Source organism: Candidatus Allofontibacter sp. (genome assembly GCF_040404065.1).
Lineage (GTDB): Bacteria > Pseudomonadota > Alphaproteobacteria > Pelagibacterales > Pelagibacteraceae > Fontibacterium.
Genome location: NZ_JBBAJM010000001.1, coordinates 77684 through 102164, shown reverse-complemented (window position 1 = coordinate 102164; position 24481 = coordinate 77684). Strand labels below are relative to the sequence as shown.

The 24481-nt window shown below is 29.9% G+C and carries 21 protein-coding genes; 12 read left to right on the top strand and 9 right to left on the bottom strand.

Annotated features, from left to right (window positions below):
* Positions 1-2: 2 nt before the first annotated feature.
* On the bottom strand, positions 3-1571 hold the full coding sequence (gene ubiB, locus AC8IG9_RS00510) for a 2-polyprenylphenol 6-hydroxylase (protein ID WP_507424870.1): 1569 nt from the start codon (positions 1569-1571) through the stop codon (positions 3-5).
* Positions 1572-1580: 9 nt separating this feature from the next.
* The gene (ubiE, locus tag AC8IG9_RS00505; protein ID WP_507424869.1) at positions 1581-2282 is read right to left on the bottom strand and encodes a bifunctional demethylmenaquinone methyltransferase/2-methoxy-6-polyprenyl-1,4-benzoquinol methylase UbiE; all 702 of its coding nucleotides are present in this window, start codon (positions 2280-2282) and stop codon (positions 1581-1583) included.
* A gap of 42 nt (positions 2283-2324) precedes the next feature.
* Between ubiE and mutM the strand changes: the two genes are divergently transcribed.
* The 7 genes from mutM (at position 2325) to AC8IG9_RS00470 (ending at position 11140) form a co-directional block, all read left to right on the top strand.
* The gene (gene mutM, locus AC8IG9_RS00500; RefSeq protein ID WP_507424868.1) at positions 2325-3188 is read left to right on the top strand and encodes a bifunctional DNA-formamidopyrimidine glycosylase/DNA-(apurinic or apyrimidinic site) lyase; all 864 of its coding nucleotides are present in this window, start codon (positions 2325-2327) and stop codon (positions 3186-3188) included.
* Between the two features lie 46 nt (positions 3189-3234).
* A complete protein-coding gene (rpsT, locus tag AC8IG9_RS00495) occupies positions 3235-3495 on the top strand; it encodes a 30S ribosomal protein S20 (protein WP_507416320.1) in 261 nt (86 codons plus the stop codon).
* A gap of 150 nt (positions 3496-3645) precedes the next feature.
* A complete protein-coding gene (gene dnaA, locus AC8IG9_RS00490) occupies positions 3646-5031 on the top strand; it encodes a chromosomal replication initiator protein DnaA (protein WP_507424867.1) in 1386 nt (461 codons plus the stop codon).
* Positions 5031-6146: a DNA polymerase III subunit beta gene (dnaN, locus tag AC8IG9_RS00485; protein ID WP_507424866.1), complete on the top strand. Its 1116-nt coding sequence runs from the start codon at positions 5031-5033 to the stop codon at positions 6144-6146. Before dnaA ends, dnaN begins: the two co-directional genes overlap by 1 nt.
* A 4-nt stretch (positions 6147-6150) precedes the next feature.
* The gene (recF, locus tag AC8IG9_RS00480; RefSeq protein WP_507424865.1) at positions 6151-7230 is read left to right on the top strand and encodes a DNA replication/repair protein RecF; all 1080 of its coding nucleotides are present in this window, start codon (positions 6151-6153) and stop codon (positions 7228-7230) included.
* Between the two features lie 63 nt (positions 7231-7293).
* Complete coding sequence (locus AC8IG9_RS00475; protein ID WP_507424864.1) at positions 7294-9846, top strand: DNA gyrase subunit B; 2553 nt, start codon at positions 7294-7296, stop codon at positions 9844-9846.
* A 4-nt stretch (positions 9847-9850) separates the two neighbouring features.
* Positions 9851-11140: an ActS/PrrB/RegB family redox-sensitive histidine kinase gene (locus AC8IG9_RS00470; protein ID WP_507424863.1), complete on the top strand. Its 1290-nt coding sequence runs from the start codon at positions 9851-9853 to the stop codon at positions 11138-11140.
* Here AC8IG9_RS00470 and AC8IG9_RS00465 read toward each other — a convergent pair.
* From AC8IG9_RS00465 to AC8IG9_RS00450, 4 genes are read right to left on the bottom strand one after another with little or no spacing between them, the layout of a single operon-like run.
* Complete coding sequence (locus tag AC8IG9_RS00465; protein WP_507424862.1) at positions 11133-12203, bottom strand: agmatine deiminase family protein; 1071 nt, start codon at positions 12201-12203, stop codon at positions 11133-11135. The two genes, AC8IG9_RS00470 and AC8IG9_RS00465, sit on opposite strands and share 8 nt — an antisense overlap.
* Positions 12196-13077, bottom strand: a complete 882-nt coding sequence (locus AC8IG9_RS00460) for a carbon-nitrogen hydrolase (protein ID WP_507424861.1) — start codon at positions 13075-13077, stop codon at positions 12196-12198. Before AC8IG9_RS00460 ends, AC8IG9_RS00465 begins: the two co-directional genes overlap by 8 nt.
* A 3-nt stretch (positions 13078-13080) precedes the next feature.
* Complete coding sequence (locus AC8IG9_RS00455) at positions 13081-14127, bottom strand: 1,9-bis(guanidino)-5-aza-nonane synthase (protein ID WP_507424860.1); 1047 nt, start codon at positions 14125-14127, stop codon at positions 13081-13083.
* Positions 14127-15317, bottom strand: a complete 1191-nt coding sequence (locus AC8IG9_RS00450) for a type III PLP-dependent enzyme (protein WP_507424859.1) — start codon at positions 15315-15317, stop codon at positions 14127-14129. Before AC8IG9_RS00450 ends, AC8IG9_RS00455 begins: the two co-directional genes overlap by 1 nt.
* A gap of 170 nt (positions 15318-15487) precedes the next feature.
* On the opposite strand from AC8IG9_RS00450, the gene AC8IG9_RS00445 reads away from it, so the two are divergent.
* Positions 15488-16054, top strand: a complete 567-nt coding sequence (locus AC8IG9_RS00445) for an ActR/PrrA/RegA family redox response regulator transcription factor (RefSeq protein ID WP_507425897.1) — start codon at positions 15488-15490, stop codon at positions 16052-16054.
* Here the strand turns inward: AC8IG9_RS00445 and AC8IG9_RS00440 are convergent, their stop codons facing one another.
* Genes AC8IG9_RS00440 through AC8IG9_RS00430 form a run of 3 tightly spaced genes read right to left on the bottom strand, consistent with a single transcriptional unit; the run spans position 16055 to position 17999 of the window.
* The gene (locus AC8IG9_RS00440; RefSeq protein WP_507424858.1) at positions 16055-16480 is read right to left on the bottom strand and encodes a DUF6314 family protein; all 426 of its coding nucleotides are present in this window, start codon (positions 16478-16480) and stop codon (positions 16055-16057) included.
* Between the two features lie 21 nt (positions 16481-16501).
* A complete protein-coding gene (locus AC8IG9_RS00435; RefSeq protein ID WP_507424857.1) occupies positions 16502-17074 on the bottom strand; it encodes a biotin transporter BioY in 573 nt (190 codons plus the stop codon).
* Positions 17067-17999: an ABC transporter ATP-binding protein gene (locus AC8IG9_RS00430; protein ID WP_507424856.1), complete on the bottom strand. Its 933-nt coding sequence runs from the start codon at positions 17997-17999 to the stop codon at positions 17067-17069. Before AC8IG9_RS00430 ends, AC8IG9_RS00435 begins: the two co-directional genes overlap by 8 nt.
* 48 nt (positions 18000-18047) lie before the next feature.
* Between AC8IG9_RS00430 and polA the strand changes: the two genes are divergently transcribed.
* Genes polA through ahcY form a run of 4 tightly spaced genes read left to right on the top strand, consistent with a single transcriptional unit; the run spans position 18048 to position 24472 of the window.
* A complete protein-coding gene (gene polA / locus AC8IG9_RS00425) occupies positions 18048-20840 on the top strand; it encodes a DNA polymerase I (RefSeq protein ID WP_507424855.1) in 2793 nt (930 codons plus the stop codon).
* A gap of 39 nt (positions 20841-20879) precedes the next feature.
* On the top strand, positions 20880-21584 hold the full coding sequence (locus AC8IG9_RS00420) for a response regulator transcription factor (protein ID WP_507424854.1): 705 nt from the start codon (positions 20880-20882) through the stop codon (positions 21582-21584).
* 5 nt (positions 21585-21589) lie between these two features.
* Entirely contained in the window at positions 21590-23128 is a 1539-nt protein-coding gene (locus AC8IG9_RS00415; protein ID WP_507424853.1) for a sensor histidine kinase, read from the top strand.
* A gap of 54 nt (positions 23129-23182) precedes the next feature.
* Complete coding sequence (gene ahcY / locus AC8IG9_RS00410; protein ID WP_507424852.1) at positions 23183-24472, top strand: adenosylhomocysteinase; 1290 nt, start codon at positions 23183-23185, stop codon at positions 24470-24472.
* Positions 24473-24481: the final 9 nt, after the last annotated feature.

Here is a 24481-nt window from a genome sequence, read left to right as displayed (position 1 = left end):
CGCTATTTGAATACTATTAGCAATATAATTACAATAATTAATAAGCATATTATTAAATAAGTCTTTTTTAATTTTGAAGATTTTTCTTTAATCTCATATTCATTATTTTGGTTTTGATTTTTTAAAAAATCATAAGAACTCAAAAGTTCCATCGCTTTATTAGCGCGGTTAATCATGTCAGGAAGTTCTGGTAGTTTATCTAAAAGTTCAGTTGTTGTTTTTAATATTTTATCTATTCTATTTTTAGGACCGATTTCGTTATTCAACCAACCTTGTAATACCGGTTTTGAAATCTCCCAAATATTTGCATCTTCATCTAATGATCTTGCAACACCTTCAACCACCACCATTGTTTTTTGTAATAATAATAATTGTGGCTGAGTTACCATGTTAAATTTTTCTGTTACTTCAAATAATCTAGCCAGCAACTTTCCAGCAGAAATATTCTTTGCGGACTGACCAAAAATAGGCTCGCCGATGGTTCTTAGAGCTTGTGTAAAGTTGTCTAAAGACTCGGTATTTGGCACTAAACCTGCAATAAAATGGACTTTTGCTACCTTTTCGTAGTCTCGGTTAATAAAACCATACAATATCTCAGCTAGATACTTTCTATTAGCAAGATCAAGTCGCCCCATAATTCCAAAGTCTACGGGCACAATATTTTCATTCTTATCTACAAACAGATTACCTTGGTGCATGTCGCCATGGAAAAAACCATCGCCAACCGCTTGTCTTAAAAAGTTTTGTATTAGTAATCTTGATATTTTTTTAAGATCAATTTTATTTTTAATAAGTAAATTTTTATCTTTTATAGAAATTCCTTCTACCTTTTCGCTGGTTAAAACTCTTTGACTTGTAAAATCCCAAAATATAGATGGAACTTTGAAGCCTTCATCATGTGCGGTATTTTTTTTTAATTCACTTGCCGATGCCGCTTCATATCTTAAATCCATTTCAATGCTTGTGATCTCTTTAAGCAGATCTATAATTTTAACTAGTTTTAATCTTCTACTTTTTTTAACGCTGAATTCAATAATTGATGCTAAAAATCTTAACGCATTTAATTCTTTGTAAAAAATTTTTTCTATATTGGGTCTTAATATTTTAATCGCAACATCAATTTCTTTATTGTCACTATTAATGATTTTAGCAAAATGAACCTGAGCAATAGATGCAGCCGCAATGGGTTCGCTTAAATAAGTTATTTTTTTATATGTTTCTTCACCAAGCTCCTTTTTTAATGCTATCTTTGATTCAGCCATTGAAAATGCTGGCATTTGATCTTGAAGTTCTTGTAATTCTTTTGCAAATTCTTCACCAACAATATCAGGCCGCGTTGCAAGAAATTGACCTAATTTTATAAATGCAGGACCCAAAGTTAGAAAAGCATTCTTTAGTCTTTCGCCTGCACTTTTATTTGAAGTGTCTTTACTTAAGGTAGTAAAGCCAAATATTTTAATTAAAATTTTAATAGACAAAGGTGGTTTATAAAATTCTTCAAAAACAGATAGGCTATTAGACTTTGCTAACGCCCTACCAATTTTAATAAGAGAGAAGAAATTAGATAACATTTTAAATTTCTATATTTTCCAACCAGAATGAATGGCGGCAACTCCAGTTGTTAAATTTCTATATTCTGTGTTTGCAAATTTTGCTTCTTTCATAAGAGCTAATAATTGTTCTTGGTCATAAAAATCTTTAATGCTTTGCACTAGGTACTCATAAGGTTTTTTGTCACCAGCAACTAATTGTCCTATTTGTGGAATAAATTTTGAATAGATTGAATAAAACTTATTTATGACTTCGTTATTAATTTTTGAAAACTCTAGACACATAAATCTTCCACCTGGTTTTAAAACTCTATAGGCTTCACTGAGTGTTTTTTTAATATCAGACACATTTCTTATACCAAAACTAATTGTATAGTAATCAAAACTAGATTCTTTTGCTGGAATGTCCTCGGCCTTAGCGCATAAATAATCAATATTTTTATAACGACTTAGTTTTTTTTTACCTTCGTTTAACATTTCAGAATTTTGATCAACCATTAATGAGTGACCTTCAAAGTTGATCCGCTCAAGATATATTTTTGTGATGTCACCAGTTCCAGCAGCCATATCAATTAATTTTGAATTTGTTTTTGGTTGCAACCAATCTATTAAGTTACTTTTCCAAAGACGATGAGTTCCGAAAGACATTATGTCATTCATGACATCGTATTTTTTAAATACAGAATTAAAAACTGTATTTACAAGGTCTTTTTTTGAATTAGTATCTTGCATTCTTTGAATATAGAACATTTGTAATCAATAGTCATATAGTTAATGCCAGAATTACCTGAAGTAGAAGTAACGCGAAAAACTTTATTAAAGTTTGTTGAAAATAAAGTTATTAAAAATTTAATAATAAATAATTATAATTTAAGATTTAAAATTCCTTCCAATTTTAAAAAACATGTTGTTGGTCAAAGAATTATTAAAATTTTAAGAAGATCCAAATATATTCTTTTCTTTTTACAGAATAATTATGTGATGATTTCTCATTTAGGAATGTCGGGTAAATTTTTAATCCAAAATAAACGTTCCAAAGAACTTTTAAAGACCAGTTTTTATTATAATGAGTTTTCTACAAAGCATAATCATTTGGAGTTTAATTTCTCGAAAGATTTAAAAATGATTTATAATGATCCTAGAAGATTTGGCTTTTTTATATTAGAAAAATTAGACGGACTTAGTTCTAATAAATTTTTAAAAAAATTAGGACCAGAACCCTTATCTCAAGATTTAAAAAAAGATTATTTAGTTGAAAGAATAAAAAAGACTAAAAGAACTATAAAAACTTTATTAATGGATCAGAATTTTATTTCTGGAATAGGTAATATTTATGCAAGCGAGATTTTATATTTAGCAAAAATAAATCCTAACAAGATGTCTTTTAAATTAAGTGCGGCAGATGTAGGTAGGCTTTATGCAGCTACAAGAAAAATCCTTAAAAGGGCTATTCTATTGGGCGGTTCAAGCATAAAAGATTTTTACTCCTCAGAAGGTCAAAAGGGTAAATTCCAAAATGAATTTAAAGTGTATGGTAGAGAAAATTTAAAATGTTCAAGAACAGGATGTCGCGGCTCAATATCAAGGGTTGTATCGCTAGGTAGAGCGAGTTTTTTTTGTAAGCAATGTCAAAATTAAGTAATTGACCCTAATATACTCAGCTTATATATAATCCCTTAAAAATATGGCAAATACAGTCTCAGCTATCCGCGCGGTCAAAAAAATTAAAAAGAGAACTCAAGTTAATAAAATTAGAGTTGGAAAGTACAAGGCTGCAGTTAAAACTATTGAAGAAGCAATTAAGTCTAAAGATAAAGCCAAAGCTTTAAAATTATTTTCTAATTTTCAATCTCAGGTTATGAAAGCTTCTAAAAAAGGTTCTTTAAAAAGAACGACAGTATCAAGAAAAGTTTCTAGAATCTCAAAACAAATTTCTAAATTATAAAATTTTTATCAATCTCAAGTTGATAATTATTTTTTGCATACAACTTAAAATCTAAGACTTTATAGTTGTAAAAAAAAAATAATTAATTCTTTTCTTGTATTTACATAGCTTAAAAAATACAACACACTTCTTTTTTTAAAACAAATTCAAATGTCAAACCAAACAAGTCTTAAAAATAATCTTAGCAGCGAGAAATGGGATACTCTTCAATCATCGCTCTTGGGACTTTACGGAAAAGATGTTTACACAAGTTGGTTACAAGGAGTTATATTTAATAAAATAAATTTTAATGCTTTAATCCTGAATGTAAAAACCAGATTTATTCGTGATTGGATTGTTGCTCATTACGCGGATAAGATTTTAGATTTATATAAAAAACAAGATTCAAATATTAGCCGCATAGAATTTCAGATTTTAGAAAGAACAGAAACTAAAAATCCTAAATTGAACGTCATTGATTTTGAGAAGAAAGATTTTATTCAAGATAGCGGAAGTTATGGTTTATCAAAAATTGATGAAAGATTAGTTTTTGATAATTTTGTAGTTGGAAAAAGTAACGAACTTGCCTTTGCAGCAGCTAATAGAATTATCGATAATTTAAATAAATATAATCCGCTTTATATTTATGGAGGAGTTGGACTTGGAAAAACACATCTTTTAAATGCGATAGGAAATCAGTTATTAAAAAAAATAGATAAAGTTATCTACGTTTCTGCTGAAAGATTTATGTATCAATTCGTTCGATCCATAAAAAATAATGAGGTTGTAAAATTTAAAGATATTTTTAGAAGCGCAAAAGTTTTAATTATAGATGATATACAGTTTGTAAGCGGTAAAGATGTAACACAGGAAGAGTTCTTTCATACATTTAATGCGTTAATAGAATCGGGTTCACAAATAGTAATTTCTTGCGACAGACCTCCCAACGAGCTTGATAGAATACAAGATAGAATAAAATCAAGACTTTCAGGAGGACTTGTTGTTGACGTTCAAAGTCCAGATTTTGAACAGAGAGTTAAAATCTTAAAACAAAGATGTTTAAAAGAATTTCATGCCTCTGAAAGAAATATTGTTATCGATGATGAGATTATTAATTTTATTGCTAATGAACTAAAACTTAGCATTAGAGAAATGATAGGGGCATTCAATAGAATTGCCGCCTATTTAAATATAAACCAAAGAAAGATCTCTGTTGCGGAGGCTAAACATATTTTAAGAGATTCTTTAAATAAAATTCACACAAACATCACTATAGAAGACATACAAAAAACAGTAGTTTCTTATTATAATATTTCTATGCATGATTTTATGTCATCTAGAAGATCAAGATCAGTTGCAAGACCAAGACAAATAGCTATGTATTTGGCAAAAAAAATGACCACAAAATCTTTACCTGATATTGGAAGAAATTTCTCAGGTAGAGACCACACAACTGTTATCCATGCTATAAAGAAAGTAGAAGAATTAATGATCCAAGATAAGAACTTTGAGAACGAAGTTAAAGACATAAATGGCAAATTAACAAAAAGTGTTTAATGGAACTAAAATTAAATAGAGATCTTTTTCTTAAGAGTCTTGCGCATATCCAAGGAATAGTCGAAAAAAAGAATACTATACCAATTCTATCCAACGTTTTATTGGATGCTGCCAATGGGAAAATAACAATTTCTGCAACAGATTTAGATATTATCATTATTGAAGTTATTAAAGGAGAGATCATTGAAGAAGGATCAACAACAACAACAGCTCAAGTTATATATGATCTAGTTAGAAAATTACCTTCAGGTTCTGAAATATTGATATCACAAAAAAATGAAGGACAGCTTTCTCTTATCTCTGCAAAATCAAATTTTAATTTAAAATGTTTATCACCAAAAGACTTTCCACTTACGCAAGATGATGTTGAGGGAGAGGCTCTTTCAATTAATTCCTCTGTCTTTTTAAAATTACTTAACAAGACTAAATTTGCAATCTCAAATGATGAAACAAGACATTATTTAAATGGAATTTATTTACATAAAACAACTGAAAATAATCAATTATATTTAGCTGCAGTCGCAACAGACGGGCACAGATTATCAAAAAGTAGAATAGTATTAGACAAGGACGTAGCGTTCGAGCCAATTATTTTGCCCAAAAAAACTCTGTTTGAATTAGTAACTATACTTCAAGAAGAAAACTCAGAGTTAAAAATTACAGCAAGCAAAACAAAGATTAGATTTTCATTAAATGACATCACTCTAATATCCAAAGTTATTGATGGAAGATTCCCTGATTATTCGAAGGTAATACCTACAAATAATGACAATAAAATTACTGTTAATTTATCGTCGTTTATATCTACTATTGATAGGATTAATTCGTTGTCTTCTGATCGCAAAGGAACATTAAAACTTGTTGTTAACAAAGATATTTTAAAATTATTAGTAAATGATCCAAGCGCTGGAGACGGCGTTGAAGAGATTATTCTAAGCTACAGTGGTCCAGATTTAGAAATTGGTTTTAACTCTAAATATTTAATTGATGTAGGCGGAGTTATAGAAGATAAAAATTTAATGATTTATGCTAAAGACCCTTCATCGCCAGTATTAATTCACGATCCTTCGGACATTAATAGTTTGCACGTTATTATGCCAATGAGAGTGGCATGATTAGATGTTCCTAATTAAAGATATAAAATTACAAAATTTTAGATCTTATTCCTTTAAAGAGCTTAAAACAGATCATCCTGTTATTTGTATCGTTGGAGCCAACGGCAGCGGAAAAACTAATATATTAGAGGCTATTTCTTTAATAGCAGATAAAAAAGGTATTAGAGGCGTAGCAATAGAAGATTGCATAAAGAAAGATTCTAAAGATAAAACAATTATTTCATCAACAATTAGTTATGACGATAAAGATTATAAAGTGGATGTATTTTTTGAATTAAAAGAAGATAAAATAAAAAGATCTCTCAACATTGATAATAATAAATCTTCTTTAGCCGAATCTTTTAAAGATACTACTTTTGTTTGGCTGACTCCACAGATGGATAGAATTATGTACGAAGGAGATAGTGTAAAAAGAAAATTCTTAGATAAAATAATTTCTAATTATAATTTAGAATATAAAAAAAATTTAATTACTTTTAAGAAACTTTCTGATGAAAGAATTCATTTATTAAAAGAAAATCAAGATTTGCAATGGATTGATATTTTAGAAAAGAAAATGGCAGAAGAGTTATGGAATATTTTTTCTTATAGAAGAACTTTTATTAAAGATCTTAATGATATTATTATAAAAAAATTAAATAATTTTTTAAATATAATATTAAATATAAAAAATAATTACGATTTAGATGATAAAATTAATCAAGAAGAATTTATAAAATTGTTTGAAAAGAAATATTTTGAAAAACGCGAGATTGATCAGATAATAAAAAGAAATAGTGTAGGTCCACAGTTTGATGTTTTCGAATTTTTTAATAAAGAAACAAAATTAAGTTCGGATCTTTGCTCAACTGGTGAGCAGAAAAAAATATTAATTTCATTAATATTAGGATTTATTTGGCTAGTTAAATTTCAAAATAAAAATTCTATTCTTTTATTTGATGAGATTGCCTCTCATATTGACGGTAAAAATCTTGAACTTTTTTTCAATGAAATTGAAAAAATTGGTATGCAAACTTGGTATACAGGAACTGACAAACAACTATTTCAAGCTATTGAAAATAAAGCTTTTTTTGTAAAATTATAGCAATTCCCTTGTCCTAATTAAGGATAAAAAATGTTATAAAATGTATCAATAAAAAATTCATAAATGCCTGAAAATTTAACAAAAAAACCTCAAAATAATTCATACGAAGCAGACTCAATTAAAGTCCTAAAGGGGTTAGACGCAGTTAGAAAAAGACCCGGCATGTATATTGGTGATACCGATGATGGCACAGGTTTACATCATATGGTTTTCGAAGTTATCGATAACTCAATCGATGAGGCTTTGGCAGGGCACTGTAATGAAATTTACGTTTCTTTAAATAAAGATCAAAGCGTTACCGTTGAGGATAACGGAAGAGGTATCCCTGTTGATATGCATAAAGAAGAAGGTATATCAGCCGCTGAAGTTATTATGACCCAGCTGCACTCTGGAGGAAAATTTGATCATGATTCATATAAAATCTCAGGCGGATTACACGGAGTGGGAGTTTCGGTTGTTAATGCTTTATCTGAAAATTTAAAATTAAATATTTTTAGAAAAAATAAAGAATATCTTGCTGAGTTTAAAGATGGAGCTACTACAAAATCGTTAAAACAAATTGGAGATGCAAAAAAAGCGAATGGTACTTCCGTAACTTTTTTACCTTCAAAGAAAATATTTACCACTACAGTATTTGATATAAATATTTTAAAGAAAAGAATTAAAGAATTAGCATATCTTAACAAGAGTATCCAGATTGTTTTGGAAGATAAGCGTGAAGAAAAAGTAAAGAGATCTGAATATAAATTTGAAGGTGGTATCGCAGAATTTGTAGTTGATCTTGATAAGAATAAAGAAAAATTAAAGTCCGATGCTGGAGAAAACCTTTTTACAAAACCAATTTATATTTCAGGAACTAAGAACGATATTCAGCTAGAAGTCGCTCTAGTCTGGAATGCAGGTTATCAAGAACAGGTTGTTACCTTTACAAATAACATCCCTCAAAAAGACGGAGGAACACATTTAGTCGGCTTTAGAAACGCATTAACTAGAACTATAAATAAATATGTCGTTGATAATAGTATTTTAAAGAAAGAAAAAATTTCAGTAACGGGAGATGATGTTAGAGAAGGTTTGACGGCTATTATTTCTGTAAAAGTTAAAGATCCTAAATTTTCATCTCAAACAAAAGAAAAATTAGTATCTTCCGAAGTTCGTCCAGCAGTAGAAGGACTGGTTAATGAAAAACTAGAAGTTTGGTTTGATCAAAATAACAAAATAACAAAAACGCTTGTTCATAAAATTTCACAGGCCGCTTTAGCAAGAGAGCTCGCTAGAAAAGCTAGAGAAAGTGTTAGAAGAAAAAGCGCTTTAGATGTTTCTAGTTTGCCAGGCAAATTAGCTGACTGTCAGACTAAGGATAAGGATAAAGCTGAATTATTCATCGTTGAGGGGGATTCAGCGGGTGGTTCTGCAAAACAAGCGCGGAATAGGGAATTTCAGGCTGTATTACCGTTAAGAGGAAAGATTTTAAACACTTATGTCGATTCAAAGAATAGTGGATCATCCAAACTAGATCCCGCAGAGGCAAAAAAAGTTTATGCAAAGATGTTGTCTTCTAATGAAATCATAACTTTAATAAATGCCATAGGCACAGGATTTGATGATTTTAATATTGCAAAATTAAGATATGGAAAAATTATTATTATGACCGATGCCGACGTTGATGGATCTCATATAAGAACTTTACTGCTTACTTTCTTTAACAACGAACCATTTAACGAGCTGATCAAAAATGGAAAAATTTATATAGCACAACCGCCGTTATACAAAATTAAAGTTGGAAAAAAAGTATCCTACATCAAAAATGATGAAGATCTTTTTGATATTACAATTGATACCGCTAAAGAAAATATTAAGCTTTTCTCAGAAGAGTCTGGAAAATCAAAAGAAGAAAACTTTAATCAAATTATAAAACATTGCAGGCAATTTGATTCAAAAATAAGAAATTTAGGAAAAGATTATGATAAAGAATTGGTCGAAGCACTAACAGTTGTAGGTAGTTTTTACAAAGATAAAAAAACTTTTTTAATTGGAGATGATTCCAATAATAAAAAAAAGGAAGGAGCGGCACAAGCAGCTGCAGAATATTTAAATAAGTTTAGTACTAATGCAGAAGGTAATTCTTGGAAAGGATCATACAAAGACGATTCATTTATTTTAGAAAAAAAATATTATGAAGAAACGATTAAAAAAAGATTAAATATTAATTTTTTAGAAACTAAACATGTTGAAGACTTAAGTCAGTTAGGAGATATGTTAAAAATATTTAGAAATAATTGTCATATAATTAATTCAACTAATGAAAAAACTGAAATATTCTCTCCTATAGATTTTTTAAAAAAAGTAATAGAAGAAGGTAAGAAATCTATATCTATTCAAAGATTTAAAGGATTAGGAGAAATGAACCCAGAAGAGCTATGGGAAACAACTTTAGATCCCAAGAACAATACTTTATTAAAAGTAGACTACTCAGGAAATGATGTTGATAACGACACTACGAATCCAGGAGATAAAGATAGAGAAATTTTCAAAATTTTAATGGGAGAAGATGTAGTACCAAGAAAAGATTTTATTAATAAAAACGCTATTAATGTAAATAATCTAGATATCTAGTTTAATGAATTTAGCAAAATCTCCAGAGCTAAATGACAATCAAATAAAACTTTTAACTTTAATTAATATTCGTTGGGCCGCAATTTTTGGTCAGTTTATAACAATTTCAATTGTATATTTTTACTTTAATTTCAATTTTAAGATTGAGTATTGTTATTTATTAGTTTTATTTTCACTTGTTCTTAATATTTTTTTGCAAATTAGATCAAAAAAAACGGATTTATTATCCAATAAACAAGCCACTTTTAGCATATTATATGATCTATTTCAGTTATTTGGGTTACTATTTCTAACTGGAGGATTAACTAATCCATTTTCAATATTAATTGTTGCACCAATTACTATTGCCGCTGGATTTTTGAATTTAAGAAGTAGTCTTTTAATAGGAATTTTTTCAGTTTTATTAATTATTATTTTATCATTATTTTACACTGAGCTTCCAGGACTTGAAAAAAATTATCTTTTTCCAAAGTTTTATATTTTCGGACTGGCGTTAGCGCTATGTACAGCGATTATATTTTTGGCTATTTATTCACAAAGGCTAGCAATAGAAAGTTCACAAAGAAATGAAGCTTTTAATGTTTTACAACAAATTTTCTTAAGGGAACAAGAATTAAGATCTCTAGGAGGATTAGCAGCAGCAGCAGCTCATGAATTAGGAACTCCATTAAATACAATATCTTTAGTTGCTAAAGAGTTAAAAAAAGAATTAGGATCAAATAAAAAATTTAATCAAGATTTAGATTTGCTTATTTCTCAATCCCAAAGATGTGGAGAGATATTGAAGCAAATATCTAGGAATCCTCATGCAGAAAAAGAAGATAAATTTTTAGACAAAGCTTCATTTAAAATTATTGTACATGAAATTGTCGATTCATTTAAAGATCTAAGTAAAAAAGAAATTATTATAAAAGAAGAAGGCTATAAAAAAGATTATTTAATCACTAAAAAAATTGAAATTATTTATAGTCTTAAAAATATCATTGATAATGCTTTAAAATTTTCTTCAAAAAAAATTGAGATTATTTTATTATCTAATGAAGAGGAACTGAGAATAAAGGTAGAAGATGATGGAATGGGATTTTCAAATCAGATATTGGGATTTTTAGGTGACCCTTACATTAATAAGGACTTAGATAGCGACAAAGAAGGTCTTGGACTTGGAATTTTTATAGCAAAGGTATTCTTAGAAAGACTTTCAGCTATTATTAATTTTTATAATTTAAAAGATAAAGGTGCCGTGGTTGATATATCTTGGCAAAAAAAAGATTTAACTAGTTTAAAACTTATATAGCTGGCTCTTGTTGAGTCATACAATGAATTGCTCCAAATCCCCAAATAAGATCACGACAGTTGATTGGAACAATTTTTCTGTCTTTAAAATGCTTTTCTAGAATCTGAAAAGCTTTGTCATCATTTTTATCTTCAAAGATTGGCAGTAGCACAATTTTATTTGCTATATAAAAATTTAAGTAACTCGCAGGCACCCTTGTATTATCTATAATCAAGGGAGATGGCATTGGGATTTCAATAATAGTATTTTGTTTACCTAAATGATTTCTAGATTTTTTTAGAATTTTTAAATTTTCATTCAAAGCTGAGTAATTTTCATCATTTTTTTTATACTCCATCGCTGTAAATATTTTATCATCATCAAAAAATCTTGTGATGTCATCAATATGACCATGTGTATCATCACCAACAATACCTTTATTAAGCCATATGAAATTTTTGATATTTAAACTTTCGCTTAAGATTATTTCTAAATTTTCTCTACTTAGTCCAGGGTTTCTCTCTTGAACTTTACTTAATAAACACTCTTTTGTTGCAATTAATGTTCCTTTTCCATTCACGTCAATTGCACCTCCTTCCAATATAACATCTTTAACTTTATTTTTAATTTTGGCTTTTACATCTATCAATTCTATATTTTTAATTTTGGCTATTTGCGGCTTAATATTATTATCAAAATTATAATCCTTATATTTTGCCCATGCATTGAAATGAAAATTAGTCATGATCTTTTTTTTTAAAACATCATTTACTAAAAAAATGGGTCCCGTATCTCTGGTCCAAACTCTATTTGTTTTAATGATATGAAAATTAACCTTATTAAGATTTGCTTTTTCTTTTGTTAGGATTTTTTTAATATTTTTTTTAACCGCTTTGGATTGGATTAAAATATCAACATTTTGAACTTTGGAAAGTGCTGAAGCTATTTTAGCAAAAGTTGATGGGATGTTTTCAAATTTATCTGGCCAGTCATTTTTGTTGTGCGGCCACGCTAACCATGTAGAGATTTGTTTTTCCCACTCTGCTGGCATTCTATAACCCAAAGATGCCAGATTTTCATTCATTGGAAGGATTTTTTAATAGACCGTGGTATTGATCAATTCTTCTGTCTCTTAGGAATGGCCAGTGTTGTCTTACCTTTTCAACTTTACTTAAATCGATATTACAAACAATAATTTCCTCTTTATCATTACTACCTTCCGCAATAATGTTTCCGTTAGGGTCAAATACAATTGAATTGCCCCAAAATTCTATAGATTTATCTTTTTTGCCTTCAATGCCTACTCTATTAACAGAAACAACGTATACGCCGTTTGCTATAGCGTGTGATCTTTGAATTGTAAGCCATGCATTTAATTGCGATTTGCCAAATTCTTTTTTCTCACGTAAGTGCCAGCCTATTGCTGTTGGATAGAATATAATTTCAGCTCCTTTTAAAGCAGTTAAACGAGCAGCTTCAGGAAACCACTGATCCCAACATATTAAAGTTCCAATGGCACCATGTTTAGTGTTGAAGCTTTTAAAACCTAAGTCACCTGGCGTGAAATAAAATTTTTCATAATATTGAGGATCATCTGGAATGTGCATTTTTCTATAATGACCAAAGATCTTTCCTTTTTCATCAATTACAACGCATGAGTTATGATAAAGACCTGAAACTTTCTTTTCAAAAAGCGGAACGATTATTATTATACCTATTTTTTTTGCTAATTTGCATAATGCATCAGTAGTTTTTCCGGGTATTTTTTCTGCTAATGAAAAATTATCGTGATTTTCTTCTTGGCAAAAATAATGCGTTAGAAATAGCTCAGGTAAACAAACGATTTGAGCGCCTTTTTTTTTGGCTAATTTTATTTTTTCGATAGCTTTAGAAAGATTCTTTTTTGGCTCAGCATCCATCTTCATCTGCACCAAAGCTACTTTAGTTAGTGAAGACATTGTTTATTTGAATAATTTAGAAAAACTCCTTTTAGGTCTATTTTTCCAGTAGCCTCTATGAAATGCATCGCTTGCTATTAGAGGGATCACGCTAGTTGCTTCAGCGAAAACCATTTGTTCTCTTGCTGTATCTACTTTTCCCCATGAGCTTGCTTCTTTTAATGTAGAAGAACTGCATGCTCCATCTCTAACGTCAGCAACAGTTATTTGTATAGCGTACTTATGCATATCAACTTCTTTTCCTAAAAGTTCAGCACATATTACTGTGTCTTGAATATAGTTTTTAGGAACTCCACCACCGATCATTAATAAACCCGAAGTTTTTGATTTAATTTTAATTTCAGTAAGTTCTCTAAAATCTCTTACAGAGTCAATTGTTAAATGTTTTTTAGGATTTCTTTCTTGGTGCATTACCAAACCAAAACCTGCGCTAGAATCTGTAAACGCAGGACAGAATATTGGCACATCATTTTCGTAAGCAAGTTGAATTAAAGATTCTTTCTTCTTCGAATGTTTTGTTAAATATTTTCCCATTTCTCTTATGAATTCACGAGAAGTATAAGGTCTGGGTTCTAATTGGTCTGCAATCTCTCCAACAGTTTTATCGCATGCTTGTAGTTGGTCTTCATCAATGTACGTGTCGTATATTCTATCGATATAATGTTCTCTTAATACGTTATCATTTTGAAATTGAGATCCTTGGTAGTGTCTAAAGCCTAGAGCTTCAAAGAAATCCATATCAACAATAGATGCTCCTGTTGAAACAATAGCATCGACCATGTTGTTTTTAACTAAGTCAGTATAAACTTTCATGCAGCCAGCAGCAGAAGTTGACCCTGCTAAAGTTAGAAAAACAGTGCAGTCTTTATCATTTAACATTTCATTGTAGATCTGAGCTGCATTAGCCGTTTCTCTAGATGTAAAAGACATCTTGGCCATAGCATCTATAATGGGTCTTGCATCAAAAGAGGTAATATCGATGTGCTCGATTGCTTTATCTAAAAAGCTAGATTTGTTGTGACCTACAGTTGGATTTGAAGATTTGTTCATTAAGCAACAAGATAATTGCTTTTGTATTCTTCATCTTGTTCATTTTGATAAACGGACATGATTGGTTTATCTTCAATTTCGAAAATGTCATCTGAATAAAAGCCGTTAAATTTAGTTCTAAAAGTTAAGCCGTAACTTCCTAATTGTCCAATTTCTATATAATCACCCTCTTTTAGATTATTTGGAAGCATGTAAGGACCTTTCATAAAATCCATACTATCGCATGTTGGTCCGTAGAAATTAAAAGGAGTAAAGCGTCTGCTTAAATCTTTTCCAGTATCTATAACTTTTGTTGGGAAAATAAAATTTGGAACTCCAGCGTCAAATAAAGATCCATATGTTCCATCATTAATATAAAGACTTTGTTTTTTTCTAAGTTCAATCTTAACAATCGTAGAACCACTTTCTGCAACGATGGCTCTTCCTGGCTCACAAATTAATTCTGGTTGAGTGGGTAAATTTAATTTGTTTACTGCTTTTTTAATTTCTTCCATGTAGTTTTCTAATGGTTGAGGATACAGATCTGGATATTTAGATGGGAATCCTCCGCCCACATTAATAATGTCAGGAGTAATTCCAGATTTTGCAATTATATTTCCAATTTCTTTAATTCCTTTTGAGTAAGATACTGGATGCATACACTGAGATCCTACGTGAAAACTTACACCAAGTTTTTTAACAAGTGGTCTTACTAATTTAATTAATCCAATAGCTTCAGTAGAAGAAGCTCCAAATTTTTTAGAAAGATCGATTTCAGAATGTTCGTTAGAAACAAATATTCTTAAATATAAAGTTAAATCTTTTGCATCTTTAGTTGCTTCAAAAATTTTAATTAATTCGTCTTTTGTATCGAAAGAAAAATCTCTCACGCCATAATTAAAATATGCTTCTTCAATACTCTTTCTATTTTTTACTGTGTGCATGAAATAAAGTTTTGCATCTTTTGCAATCGACTTAACTAATTTAATTTCTTCTAGAGAGGCTACATCAAAATTTGAAATTCCATTTTGATAAATTTGCTTGATAACACTTTTGTGTGGATTTGTTTTTACAGCGTATAGGGGCTTCCCTGGAAAATTATTTACAAAAAAATTGCAAGCCAGTTTTATGCTTTCTGGTCGAATACAATAAACAGGATTTACGGGTTGAAGTTCTCTGATTAAATCAGAAACAGAATTAAATTTTTTCAATTCTTGTTATGTCCTTTTGTTAAAAAAATTATTATTAATTAACCAACTGAGTTGGGAATTAAAGCTATTTTTAATTTCTGTAAAGTATTTATTTTAGGTAAGAATTTTTTTTTCCACACTGTGTCCTTCGCTTGAGATTGGGTTCGGAAAGGACTATATTAGGATCCTCGATGAATAAAATTTTAACCCCAAGAGCCAGTCTGGACCAGTTTGTGAACAAATCTTTGCTTATAGTCGATGACGATGATCCATTCCGAAACAGACTTGCAAAAGCTATGGAAAATAAAGGATTTTTTGTTGCCTCAGCTGCTAGCGTTGCTGAAGCGAACCAAAAAGTTAAGCTCTCAGCTCCAACTTTTGCCATCATAGACCTTAGACTGAACGACGGCAGCGGCCTAGACGTCGTTAAAGAGATCCACAAAGTAAAAGCTGACAGTAGAATTATAGTTTTAACGGGCTACGGAAACATTCCAACGGCCGTTGCAGCGGTCAAAGCAGGGGCCCTAGACTACCTGGCAAAACCAGCGGATGCTGAGGACCTAGAGGCCGCTTTACTGGCAGATAAAGATAAAAAAGCAACTCCGCCAGAGAATCCGATGTCGGCTGATAGAGTAAAATGGGAACATATCCAAAGAGTTTTTGAATTATGTGACAGAAATGTTTCTGAGACGGCTAGAAGGCTTAAGATGCATAGAAGAACTCTTCAAAGAATACTTTCGAAAAGATCTCCAAAATAACTAATTATTCTTACAAGACCTAAAGTAGGTATTTTGTATAAATATTCTTTTATTTGGGCCTGTTATTAAGTGATCTATTTTAAATAGATTATTATTTATTACTCTTAAATATGTTTTGTAAGTATCTTTTTTGCAAAAGTGCCAAGAAACAAGATTCTCTTTTAAGTTGTTGTTAAATTTTTGATAAATTTTATTCTTTTTCTCACCCAGTAAAAAATAGAATTTTATAAAATTCTTATTCTCAATAATGTCAAATTTTTGATAGCCGGATATCGTATTATTATTACCTTTTTTGTGAATTAAGCTTTTTTCTTCGTAATAAAATTTATTCAGTTTTTTAGATTTTATAGACACCAAGCCTTCACCTAAAAAACTATTTGATATTTTCTTTTTTAAATACCAAGAACCTAAAAGGTTTTTGAACATTTATAATTAGATATTAAGAATTTAAGATTTTATATATTTTTTTAATTTAAAAATATGTGGAGTTAATAAGGCAAGCAAAGTTATTTTAAATAATTCAGCTAATACAAAAGGGGCTACTCCTAATTTGATAACAGAGTCATTCCAACCAAATATTGTGCTAAGCCAAATAATTCCTAATACATAAGTTGGAATAATTGCGATTATTAATTTTGTAATTCTTGTTAAAATTTTGTCTTCACTTTTGATGTTTCCAGAAAGATATACGGTAATAAAATATCCCATTAAATATCCGCAAGTTGGTCCAAGTATATAACTTAGTCCAATTCCTTTTTCAGGAGTGCCAGCAAACACTGGGAGACCAAATAAACCTTCCAAAAAATAAGTTAATAATATTAAAAGCCCAACTCTTTTACCAAAAGCTATACCTATGGCCATAATTATGAATGTCTGCATGGTCATTGGAACAGGATAAAATGGAACTTTAGTTTTTGCAGATAAAGTAATTATAAAAGTTGCAAAAATAACTACGGGTAGCAACCAAATAATTTCTTTTAACAAAAAAAGTCTTTTATTTTGAATTTTGTTATTAAACATTTTTTTTTGTTAGTTTTAAAAATACGTCTTCCAAATCAGCATCTTCTGTTAAAATATCTATAATTTCAACATTTTTTTCTTTAACCTCCGATATAATTTCCTCAATTTTATTCTCATTTTTATTGTAGGTAATGCTAATCAGATCAGCTTTTGGATAGTTAATGACAAGCCCAGACTTAAGTTTGTCTCCAATATTTTTAGGATTTTTTAATTTAAATATAATTTTTTTTGTAAAAATATTATTTAACAAATTTTCTGTTTTATCTAACGCAATTAATTTTCCATGATTAATAATCGCAATTCTATCACATAGTTGTTGCGCTTCTTGAAGGTAATGCGTTGTTAAAATAATAGTAACTCCTTGCTTGTTGAGTTCTTGAATATTTTCTAGAAGTTGCTGTCTAAGTTCCACATCAACGCCTGCTGTAGGTTCATCAAGTATTAAAATAGGAGGACGATGAACTAATGCTTTTGCAACAAGCAATCTTCTTTTCATGCCACCAGATAAACTTCTTGCATAAGCATTTGCTTTGTCGGTTAGCATTGTAATTTCAAGGATTTTGTCTGTAATTCTTTCGCTTTCTTTAATTCCATACATTCCAGCTTGGATTTCTAATAATTTTCTTGGAGAAAAAAATGGATCAAGATTTGTTTCTTGAGGGACTATTCCAATTGAGCTTTTTACTTCTCTTGCATTAGTATCAAGGTCAAAGTTCCAGACCTTTACTTTGCCAGACGATTTTAAAACTGTTCCTGCAAGAATATTTATAAATGTAGATTTGCCAGCGCCATTTGGACCCAGTAAACCAAATATTTCTCCCTTATTAACATTTAGGCTAACGTTATTTAAAGCCTGGATTGTATTTTGTTTTGTTTTATATTCTTTTGAAAGATTACTGATTTCTAGAGCTAAAAAATTTTCCATTAATATTATGTAATATAATTTTTGTATTTATAAGATAATATTTATTTAATGACTAATCCAAAAAAAACAGACCTTCTTTATCTGATAGACGGCTCTGGTTATATTTTTAGAGCCTTTTATGCTCTACCACCTCTTACAAGAAAGAGTGATGGCATGCCAGTTGGTGCGGTTAATGGTTTTTGCAACATGCTTTATAAGTTTTTGGAAGATGCGAAATCAAAAAATGGTCATGAAAAACCAACTCACATTGCTGTAATATTTGATACCGCTAGAAAAAATTTTAGGAATGATATTTACCCAGAATACAAAGCAAATAGAAGTGAAACTCCAGAAGATCTAATTCCGCAATTTAGTTTTATAAGAGAAGCGGTCAAAGCTTTTAATTTACCAAGTGTAGAATTAGAGAATTATGAAGCGGATGATTTAATAGCGACCTATAAAAAAGAAGCTTTAAAAAAAGATATAAGAGTTAAAATTATTTCTTCAGATAAAGATTTAATGCAATTAGTTGATAAACAAACAACTTTGTTTGATTCAATGAAGAATAAAGACATTGGCATAGAAGAAGTTAAAGAAAAATTTGGAGTGACTCCCGATAAAGTTATCGAAGTCCAGGCGTTAGCAGGAGATACATCAGATAATATACCTGGTGTAAGAAGCATCGGAGTTAAAACTGCAGCCGAATTAATAAATGAATTTGGCTCTGTAGAAAATTTATTGAAGAATTTAGATAAGATTAAACAACCAAAAAGAAGACAGGCAATTTCTGAAAATAAAGAAAATGCAATTATTAGTAAAAAATTAGTCACTTTAAAAGATGACGTGCCGATAACTGAAAAAATTGAAGATTTTAAAATTAAAGATTTAGATGGCGATAAAATTATTTCATTCTTAAAAAAAATGGAATTTACAAGATTGCTACAAAGAATTGAGAAAGATTATGGATTAGAGCCGCATCAACAGGATTTACCTATACAAGAAGAGAACAGTAAATCTGAAAGTTCAGTAGTTTCGAGAGAAAAATATAAAACATTATTTAAATTATCTGAAATAGAAAAAATCTTAGAAGAAGCCGAAAAAAAAGGCTTCGTAGTCGTTGATGTTGAAACAAATTCTTTAAATATTAGACAGGCAGATTTGGTTGGAGTTTCTTTGTGCGTTGATGAAGGAAGTGCTTATTACATACCTTTAAATCATTCTAATAAGGAAGATAAACAAATCAAATCTCAGCTAAATACAGATGCCGTCATTAAAAAGATCAAACCTTATCTTGAAGATAAAAGTATAAAAAAAATTGGCCACAACATTAAGTATGATTTTAGAATATTAAAAAAATATGGGATTCATCTAAATCCGATGGAAGACACAATGTTAATGTCTTATGTATTGGACGCCGGAGTTAATCGTCATGGAATGGATTTACTTTCAGAAGTTCATTTAAACCATAAAACAATCACATTCAAAGATGTCGCTGGCATTGGAAAGTCACAAGTCACCTTTGATAAGGTTCACATAGATAAAGCCACAGAATACGCGGCAGAAGATGCTGATGTAACTTTAAGATTGTATAAATTTTTTAGTAATAGAATTTTTAAAGAAGAAGTTCTTTCAGTTTATGAAAATCTTGAAAAGCCAATGATTCAAGTTTTGGCACAAATGGAGGAGAATGGAATAAAGATTGATGAGAAGATTTTAAAAAATCTATCATTAAAATTCGAAAAAGAATTAAAAGTTCTTGAAAAAAAGATTTATGATTTAGCAGGAGAGGAATTTAATATCGCTTCAACCAAGCAACTTGGTGATATTCTTTACAAAAAATTAAAGATCGTAGGTACTAAGAAAACTAAAAAAGGAAATTACGCAACAAATGTTAATATTTTAGAGGATTTAGCTTTCCAAGGTCATGATTTACCTAAGCTTATTTTAGATTGGAGACAAAAGTCTAAACTAAAGAATACTTACACTGATAGTTTGCAAGAATTTATAGATTCTAAAACAAAGAGAATTCACACCTCTTTCTTGTTAGCTGCCACTAATACTGGAAGATTAGCATCAAGCGATCCTAACATTCAAAATATTCCAATTAAATCAGCTGATGGAAAAGAAATACGCTCGGCATTTGTTGCAGAGAAAGGAAATTTTTTAATTTCGGCGGATTATAGTCAGGTAGAAATGAGAATTTTAGCGCATATGGCCGATGTTAAAGAGCTTAAAAAAGGTTTTTTAAATTCTGAAGATATTCATAACATTACAGCCTCTCAAATCTTTGACGTAAAACAAGGAGAGATCTCAGAAGACATGAGGAGGAAAGCAAAAGCAATTAACTTTGGGATAATTTACGGTATTTCTTCGTACGGTCTTGCTAAACAAATTTCTGTTTCAAACACTGAAGCTGAAACTTTTTTGAAATCTTACTTTAAAAAATTTCCTGAAATAAAAGATTATATGAACGAGACATTAAAAAGTTGTAGAAAATTTGGATATGTAAAAACAGTTTTTGGAAGAAAATGTAATTTCCCAAACATTAATGACAAGAACCATACGCTAAGAACTTTTCAAGAGAGAGCATCTATTAATGCTCCAATACAAGGAAGTGCTGCAGATCTTTTAAGACTTGCGATGATTAGGATGGATAGAAAAATTACTGATAAAGAACTGGATTGCAAAATGCTTCTTCAAATTCATGATGAACTTGTACTTGAGGCTCCAAGTAAAAATCTTGAACAATTGAAAAAAGATATTGTCGAAATAATGTCTAAAGCATCAGAACCAGACTACAAATTCTCCGTTCCTTTAAGCGTTGATATTAAAGAAGGCTTAAATTGGAGTACTGCACATTAAAACTTTTGATTCTGCAGATATTATTATAAAATAATTTACATGAGTAAAACAATTGCCCTGGTGGATGATGATAGAAATATTTTAACAAGTGTTTCAATGGCGCTTGAGAATGAAGGATTTAAAGTTCACACCTATCTTGATGGTGAAAGTGCCTACATTGGTATGACGCGTAACCCACCTGATCTTGCAGTTATAGATTTAAAAATGCCAAAAATGAATGGGGAAGAGCTTTTAGAAAAATTAAGAAAAAAATCTACGATACCTGTAATTTTATTAACATCTAAAGATGATGAGGTGGATGAGTTATTAGGTTTAAAACTTGGAGCTGATGATTATGTAAAAAAATCTGGGGGCTTTTCAATCAAAGTATTAATCGAGAGAATTCGTGTTCAGCTTAGAAAATTAGAGCCTAAAACTAATACACAGCCTAAGAATATTTTAACGGTTGGAAAATTAACTTTAGATTCAGAGCAATTGGAATGTTTGTGGGGAGATAAGTCTTTACCTGAAAAACTTACAACGACTGAATTTAAAATTATTTATGAATTAGCAAAACGACCTGGCGTTCTTAAAGAAAGAGCATACTTAATGAATATTGCATATAAGAACGAAGATGGTGATATTGAGGACAGAACTATCGATAGTCACATAAAAAGAATTAGAAAAAAATTTAAAAAAATTGATCCTGATTTTTCAGCAATTGAAACAAGATATGGCAGTGGTTATCGCTGGAATATTAGCTAAATATAATGAAACTTCCAGAGATAAATTTTAAATCTTTATTAACAAGATTTTTATTTATAAATATATTTTTCTTTTTAGTTCTACTTTTTGTTACTTTTACTTATATCCAATCCATCGAACCTGAACTCGTTAGCAATAAGAAGAGAGAACATTCAAAATTAATTAGCAATATAGCTTTGAATATGGAATTGCAGAATATTCCATACAAGAAAGAGAATCTTAGGGTTTTTTTAACAAATTATAAATTTTTATTACCTAATATTAATCAAATTAGAATTTATGATCTAAAAAAAGACATCATAGTTGATACGCGTTCGTTAGATTTAAACTCAAGACCTTTTTATAAGGTACCCGACGTGCAGCAAAGAAAATTAGAAAAAGATGATATTCCAGACACATCAAATCTTACCCCGAAAGCTGAAGAACAATTATTTAATAGAATTATTAATGAGAATTTAGATGTTTCTGCCCCTGCTAGATTAATAACTATTACAAGAAAAATTAGAAATAATTTTGTAGTTTTTAGTTTTGCACCATTAACACTTAATAATGAAAAAAAAGGATTTATTGTTATAGCAGAAGAAGCTAACGAGATTGAAACTGCAGTGCGTGAAAGAAAGAACTTTGTTACAAGAACAGCCTTAAGTGTTGCCGTAATTATATTAATTTTTTCAATATTTTTGAACGCTAATATTATTAAACCAATAGGAATTTTGGGTCGTTATACTTCAAAAGCAACCTCTAACAATCCTGATGACAAGATCGTAGACAGGATTAATTTAAGAGAAGATGAGATTGGCAATTTGTCTAGATCACTTTCAAGTATGACCAATAATCTTTATCAAAGGATTGAGTTTGCAGAAAGATTTGCATCAGATCTTACTCATGAAATTAGAAATCCACTTGCATCTTTAAAAGCAGCATCAGAGCTTCTGCCTGATGCTAAAGATATTGAAAAAAGAAATAGATTATTAAATATTTTAAGTGATGATGTGGTTAGAATTGAAAGATTAATTACTGACTATTCTAAGATGTTAAAAGGAGAAGCTTTAGAAGTTAAACTGCAATTAAAAAAATTTGATTTAATTGAATTGATAAGAAATGTTGTGGAGGATTATCAGCAAGTCATTAATAATAATAAAAAAAATATTTCAATAGAAGTAAGAAACTTAACTGATAAAAAAATCTTAATACTGGGTTTTGAAAGTAGAATAGATCAAGTTATTTCAAATATATTAGAAAATGCAGTTTCTTTTAGCCCGGAAAAAAGCAAGGTAAGAGTTAGTATTCAAAAAGTAAAAAATAATGCAAAGATAATTATTACCGACGAAGGTCCTGGGTTTAATGAAAATAATATAGGGAAAGTTTTTGAAAGGTTTTACAGTAACAGACCTAAAGAAATGTTTGGTCTTCATTCTGGATTAGGTTTGAATATCGTTAAAAATATTGTTGAATCTCATAAAGGTGAAATTAAAGCCTACAATTTAGAAGAAGCAGGAAAAAAAGGTGCTGTTATTGAAATTGATCTGCCCATAGCAGGTTAAAATTTGTTAAATAAAATTGATATATATAGATTTTATTGTTAGTTAACTTTTTAAATGTCTCAAGATTTTAAAGTAAAAGATTTGCAGTTAGCTGATTTTGGTAACAAAGAAATATCTTTGGCCGAAACAGAAATGCCAGGTTTAATGGCAATTCGAAAAGAATATCACTCTATTCAGCCCTTAAAGGGAGCAAAAATAATTGGTTGTCTGCATATGACTATTCAAACAGCAGTTTTGATAGAAACATTAGTGGCTTTAGGAGCGGATGTTAGATGGTCTTCTTGTAATATTTTTTCAACGCAAGATCATGCAGCAGCAGCAATTGCAAAAAAAGGAATCCCAGTTTTTGCATGGAAAGGTGAAACCGAAGAAGAATATTGGTGGTGTATTGAACAAACAATTAACGGAAAAAAAGATTGGAAACCAAATCTTTTATTAGATGATGGTGGTGATCTAACAATGTTGATTCATGACAAATATAAAGATTTATTAAAAAATATTAAGGGCGTTTCAGAAGAAACAACTACAGGAGTTAAGGCTTTAAAAAAATTAGAGAAAGATAATAAATTATTAATCCCAGCAATTAACGTAAACGACTCAGTAACCAAATCTAAGTTTGATAATTTGTATGGATGCAGAGAAAGTTTAGTCGATTCAATTAGAAGAGCAACAGATGTTATGATGTCAGGAAAAGTTGCCATTGTTGCAGGTTTTGGTGACGTTGGAAAAGGTAGCGCGGCATCTCTTAGACAAAGTGGCGCAAGAGTTTTAGTTACAGAAACAGATCCAATTTGTGCATTACAAGCAGCCATGGAAGGTTATGAAGTTGTATTGATGGATGAGGCAATATCATCAGCCGATATCGTTGTGACCGCAACAGGTAATAAAGACATCGTTACTATTGAGCACATGAGAAAGATGAAAGACAGATCTATTCTTTGTAATATTGGACATTTTGATAATGAAATTCAGGTAAGTGCGTTAAAAAATTACAAGTGGAACGAAGTAAAACCACAAGTTCATGAAATTGAGTTTCCGGATAAGAAAAGAATTATTTTATTAGCAGAAGGCAGATTAGTAAATCTTGGTTGTGCAACTGGACATCCTAGTTTTGTAATGAGCGCTTCATTTACAAATCAAGTTATTGCTCAAATAGAATTATGGAATAGCAACGGTAAATATCAAAACAAAGTTTATGTGCTGCCAAAACATTTAGATGAAAAAGTTGCGATGTTGCACCTTGCGAAAGTTGGAGCAAAACTAACTCAATTAAGCAAAGAACAGGCTGATTATATTAGCGTTTCACAAAAAGGACCCTTTAAACCAGACGCTTATCGTTATTAATTTCAATTA

Bases quoted from the DNA above. Each gene is read 5' to 3' on its own strand.
- ubiB (WP_507424870.1), bottom strand. From the start codon at position 1,571: ATGTTATCTAATTTCTTCTCTCTTATTAAAATTGGTAGGGCGTTAGCA.
- ubiE (WP_507424869.1), bottom strand. From the start codon at position 2,282: ATGCAAGATACTAATTCAAAAAAAGACCTTGTAAATACAGTTTTTAAT.
- mutM (WP_507424868.1), top strand. From the start codon at position 2,325: ATGCCAGAATTACCTGAAGTAGAAGTAACGCGAAAAACTTTATTAAAG.
- rpsT (WP_507416320.1), top strand. From the start codon at position 3,235: ATGGCAAATACAGTCTCAGCTATCCGCGCGGTCAAAAAAATTAAAAAG.
- dnaA (WP_507424867.1), top strand. From the start codon at position 3,646: ATGTCAAACCAAACAAGTCTTAAAAATAATCTTAGCAGCGAGAAATGG.
- dnaN (WP_507424866.1), top strand. From the start codon at position 5,031: ATGGAACTAAAATTAAATAGAGATCTTTTTCTTAAGAGTCTTGCGCAT.
- recF (WP_507424865.1), top strand. From the start codon at position 6,151: ATGTTCCTAATTAAAGATATAAAATTACAAAATTTTAGATCTTATTCC.
- AC8IG9_RS00475 (WP_507424864.1), top strand. From the start codon at position 7,294: ATGCCTGAAAATTTAACAAAAAAACCTCAAAATAATTCATACGAAGCA.
- AC8IG9_RS00470 (WP_507424863.1), top strand. From the start codon at position 9,851: ATGAATTTAGCAAAATCTCCAGAGCTAAATGACAATCAAATAAAACTT.
- AC8IG9_RS00465 (WP_507424862.1), bottom strand. From the start codon at position 12,203: ATGAATGAAAATCTGGCATCTTTGGGTTATAGAATGCCAGCAGAGTGG.
- AC8IG9_RS00460 (WP_507424861.1), bottom strand. From the start codon at position 13,077: ATGTCTTCACTAACTAAAGTAGCTTTGGTGCAGATGAAGATGGATGCT.
- AC8IG9_RS00455 (WP_507424860.1), bottom strand. From the start codon at position 14,127: ATGAACAAATCTTCAAATCCAACTGTAGGTCACAACAAATCTAGCTTT.
- AC8IG9_RS00445 (WP_507425897.1), top strand. From the start codon at position 15,488: ATGAATAAAATTTTAACCCCAAGAGCCAGTCTGGACCAGTTTGTGAAC.
- AC8IG9_RS00440 (WP_507424858.1), bottom strand. From the start codon at position 16,480: ATGTTCAAAAACCTTTTAGGTTCTTGGTATTTAAAAAAGAAAATATCA.
- AC8IG9_RS00435 (WP_507424857.1), bottom strand. From the start codon at position 17,074: ATGTTTAATAACAAAATTCAAAATAAAAGACTTTTTTTGTTAAAAGAA.
- AC8IG9_RS00430 (WP_507424856.1), bottom strand. From the start codon at position 17,999: ATGGAAAATTTTTTAGCTCTAGAAATCAGTAATCTTTCAAAAGAATAT.
- polA (WP_507424855.1), top strand. From the start codon at position 18,048: ATGACTAATCCAAAAAAAACAGACCTTCTTTATCTGATAGACGGCTCT.
- AC8IG9_RS00420 (WP_507424854.1), top strand. From the start codon at position 20,880: ATGAGTAAAACAATTGCCCTGGTGGATGATGATAGAAATATTTTAACA.
- AC8IG9_RS00415 (WP_507424853.1), top strand. From the start codon at position 21,590: ATGAAACTTCCAGAGATAAATTTTAAATCTTTATTAACAAGATTTTTA.
- ahcY (WP_507424852.1), top strand. From the start codon at position 23,183: ATGTCTCAAGATTTTAAAGTAAAAGATTTGCAGTTAGCTGATTTTGGT.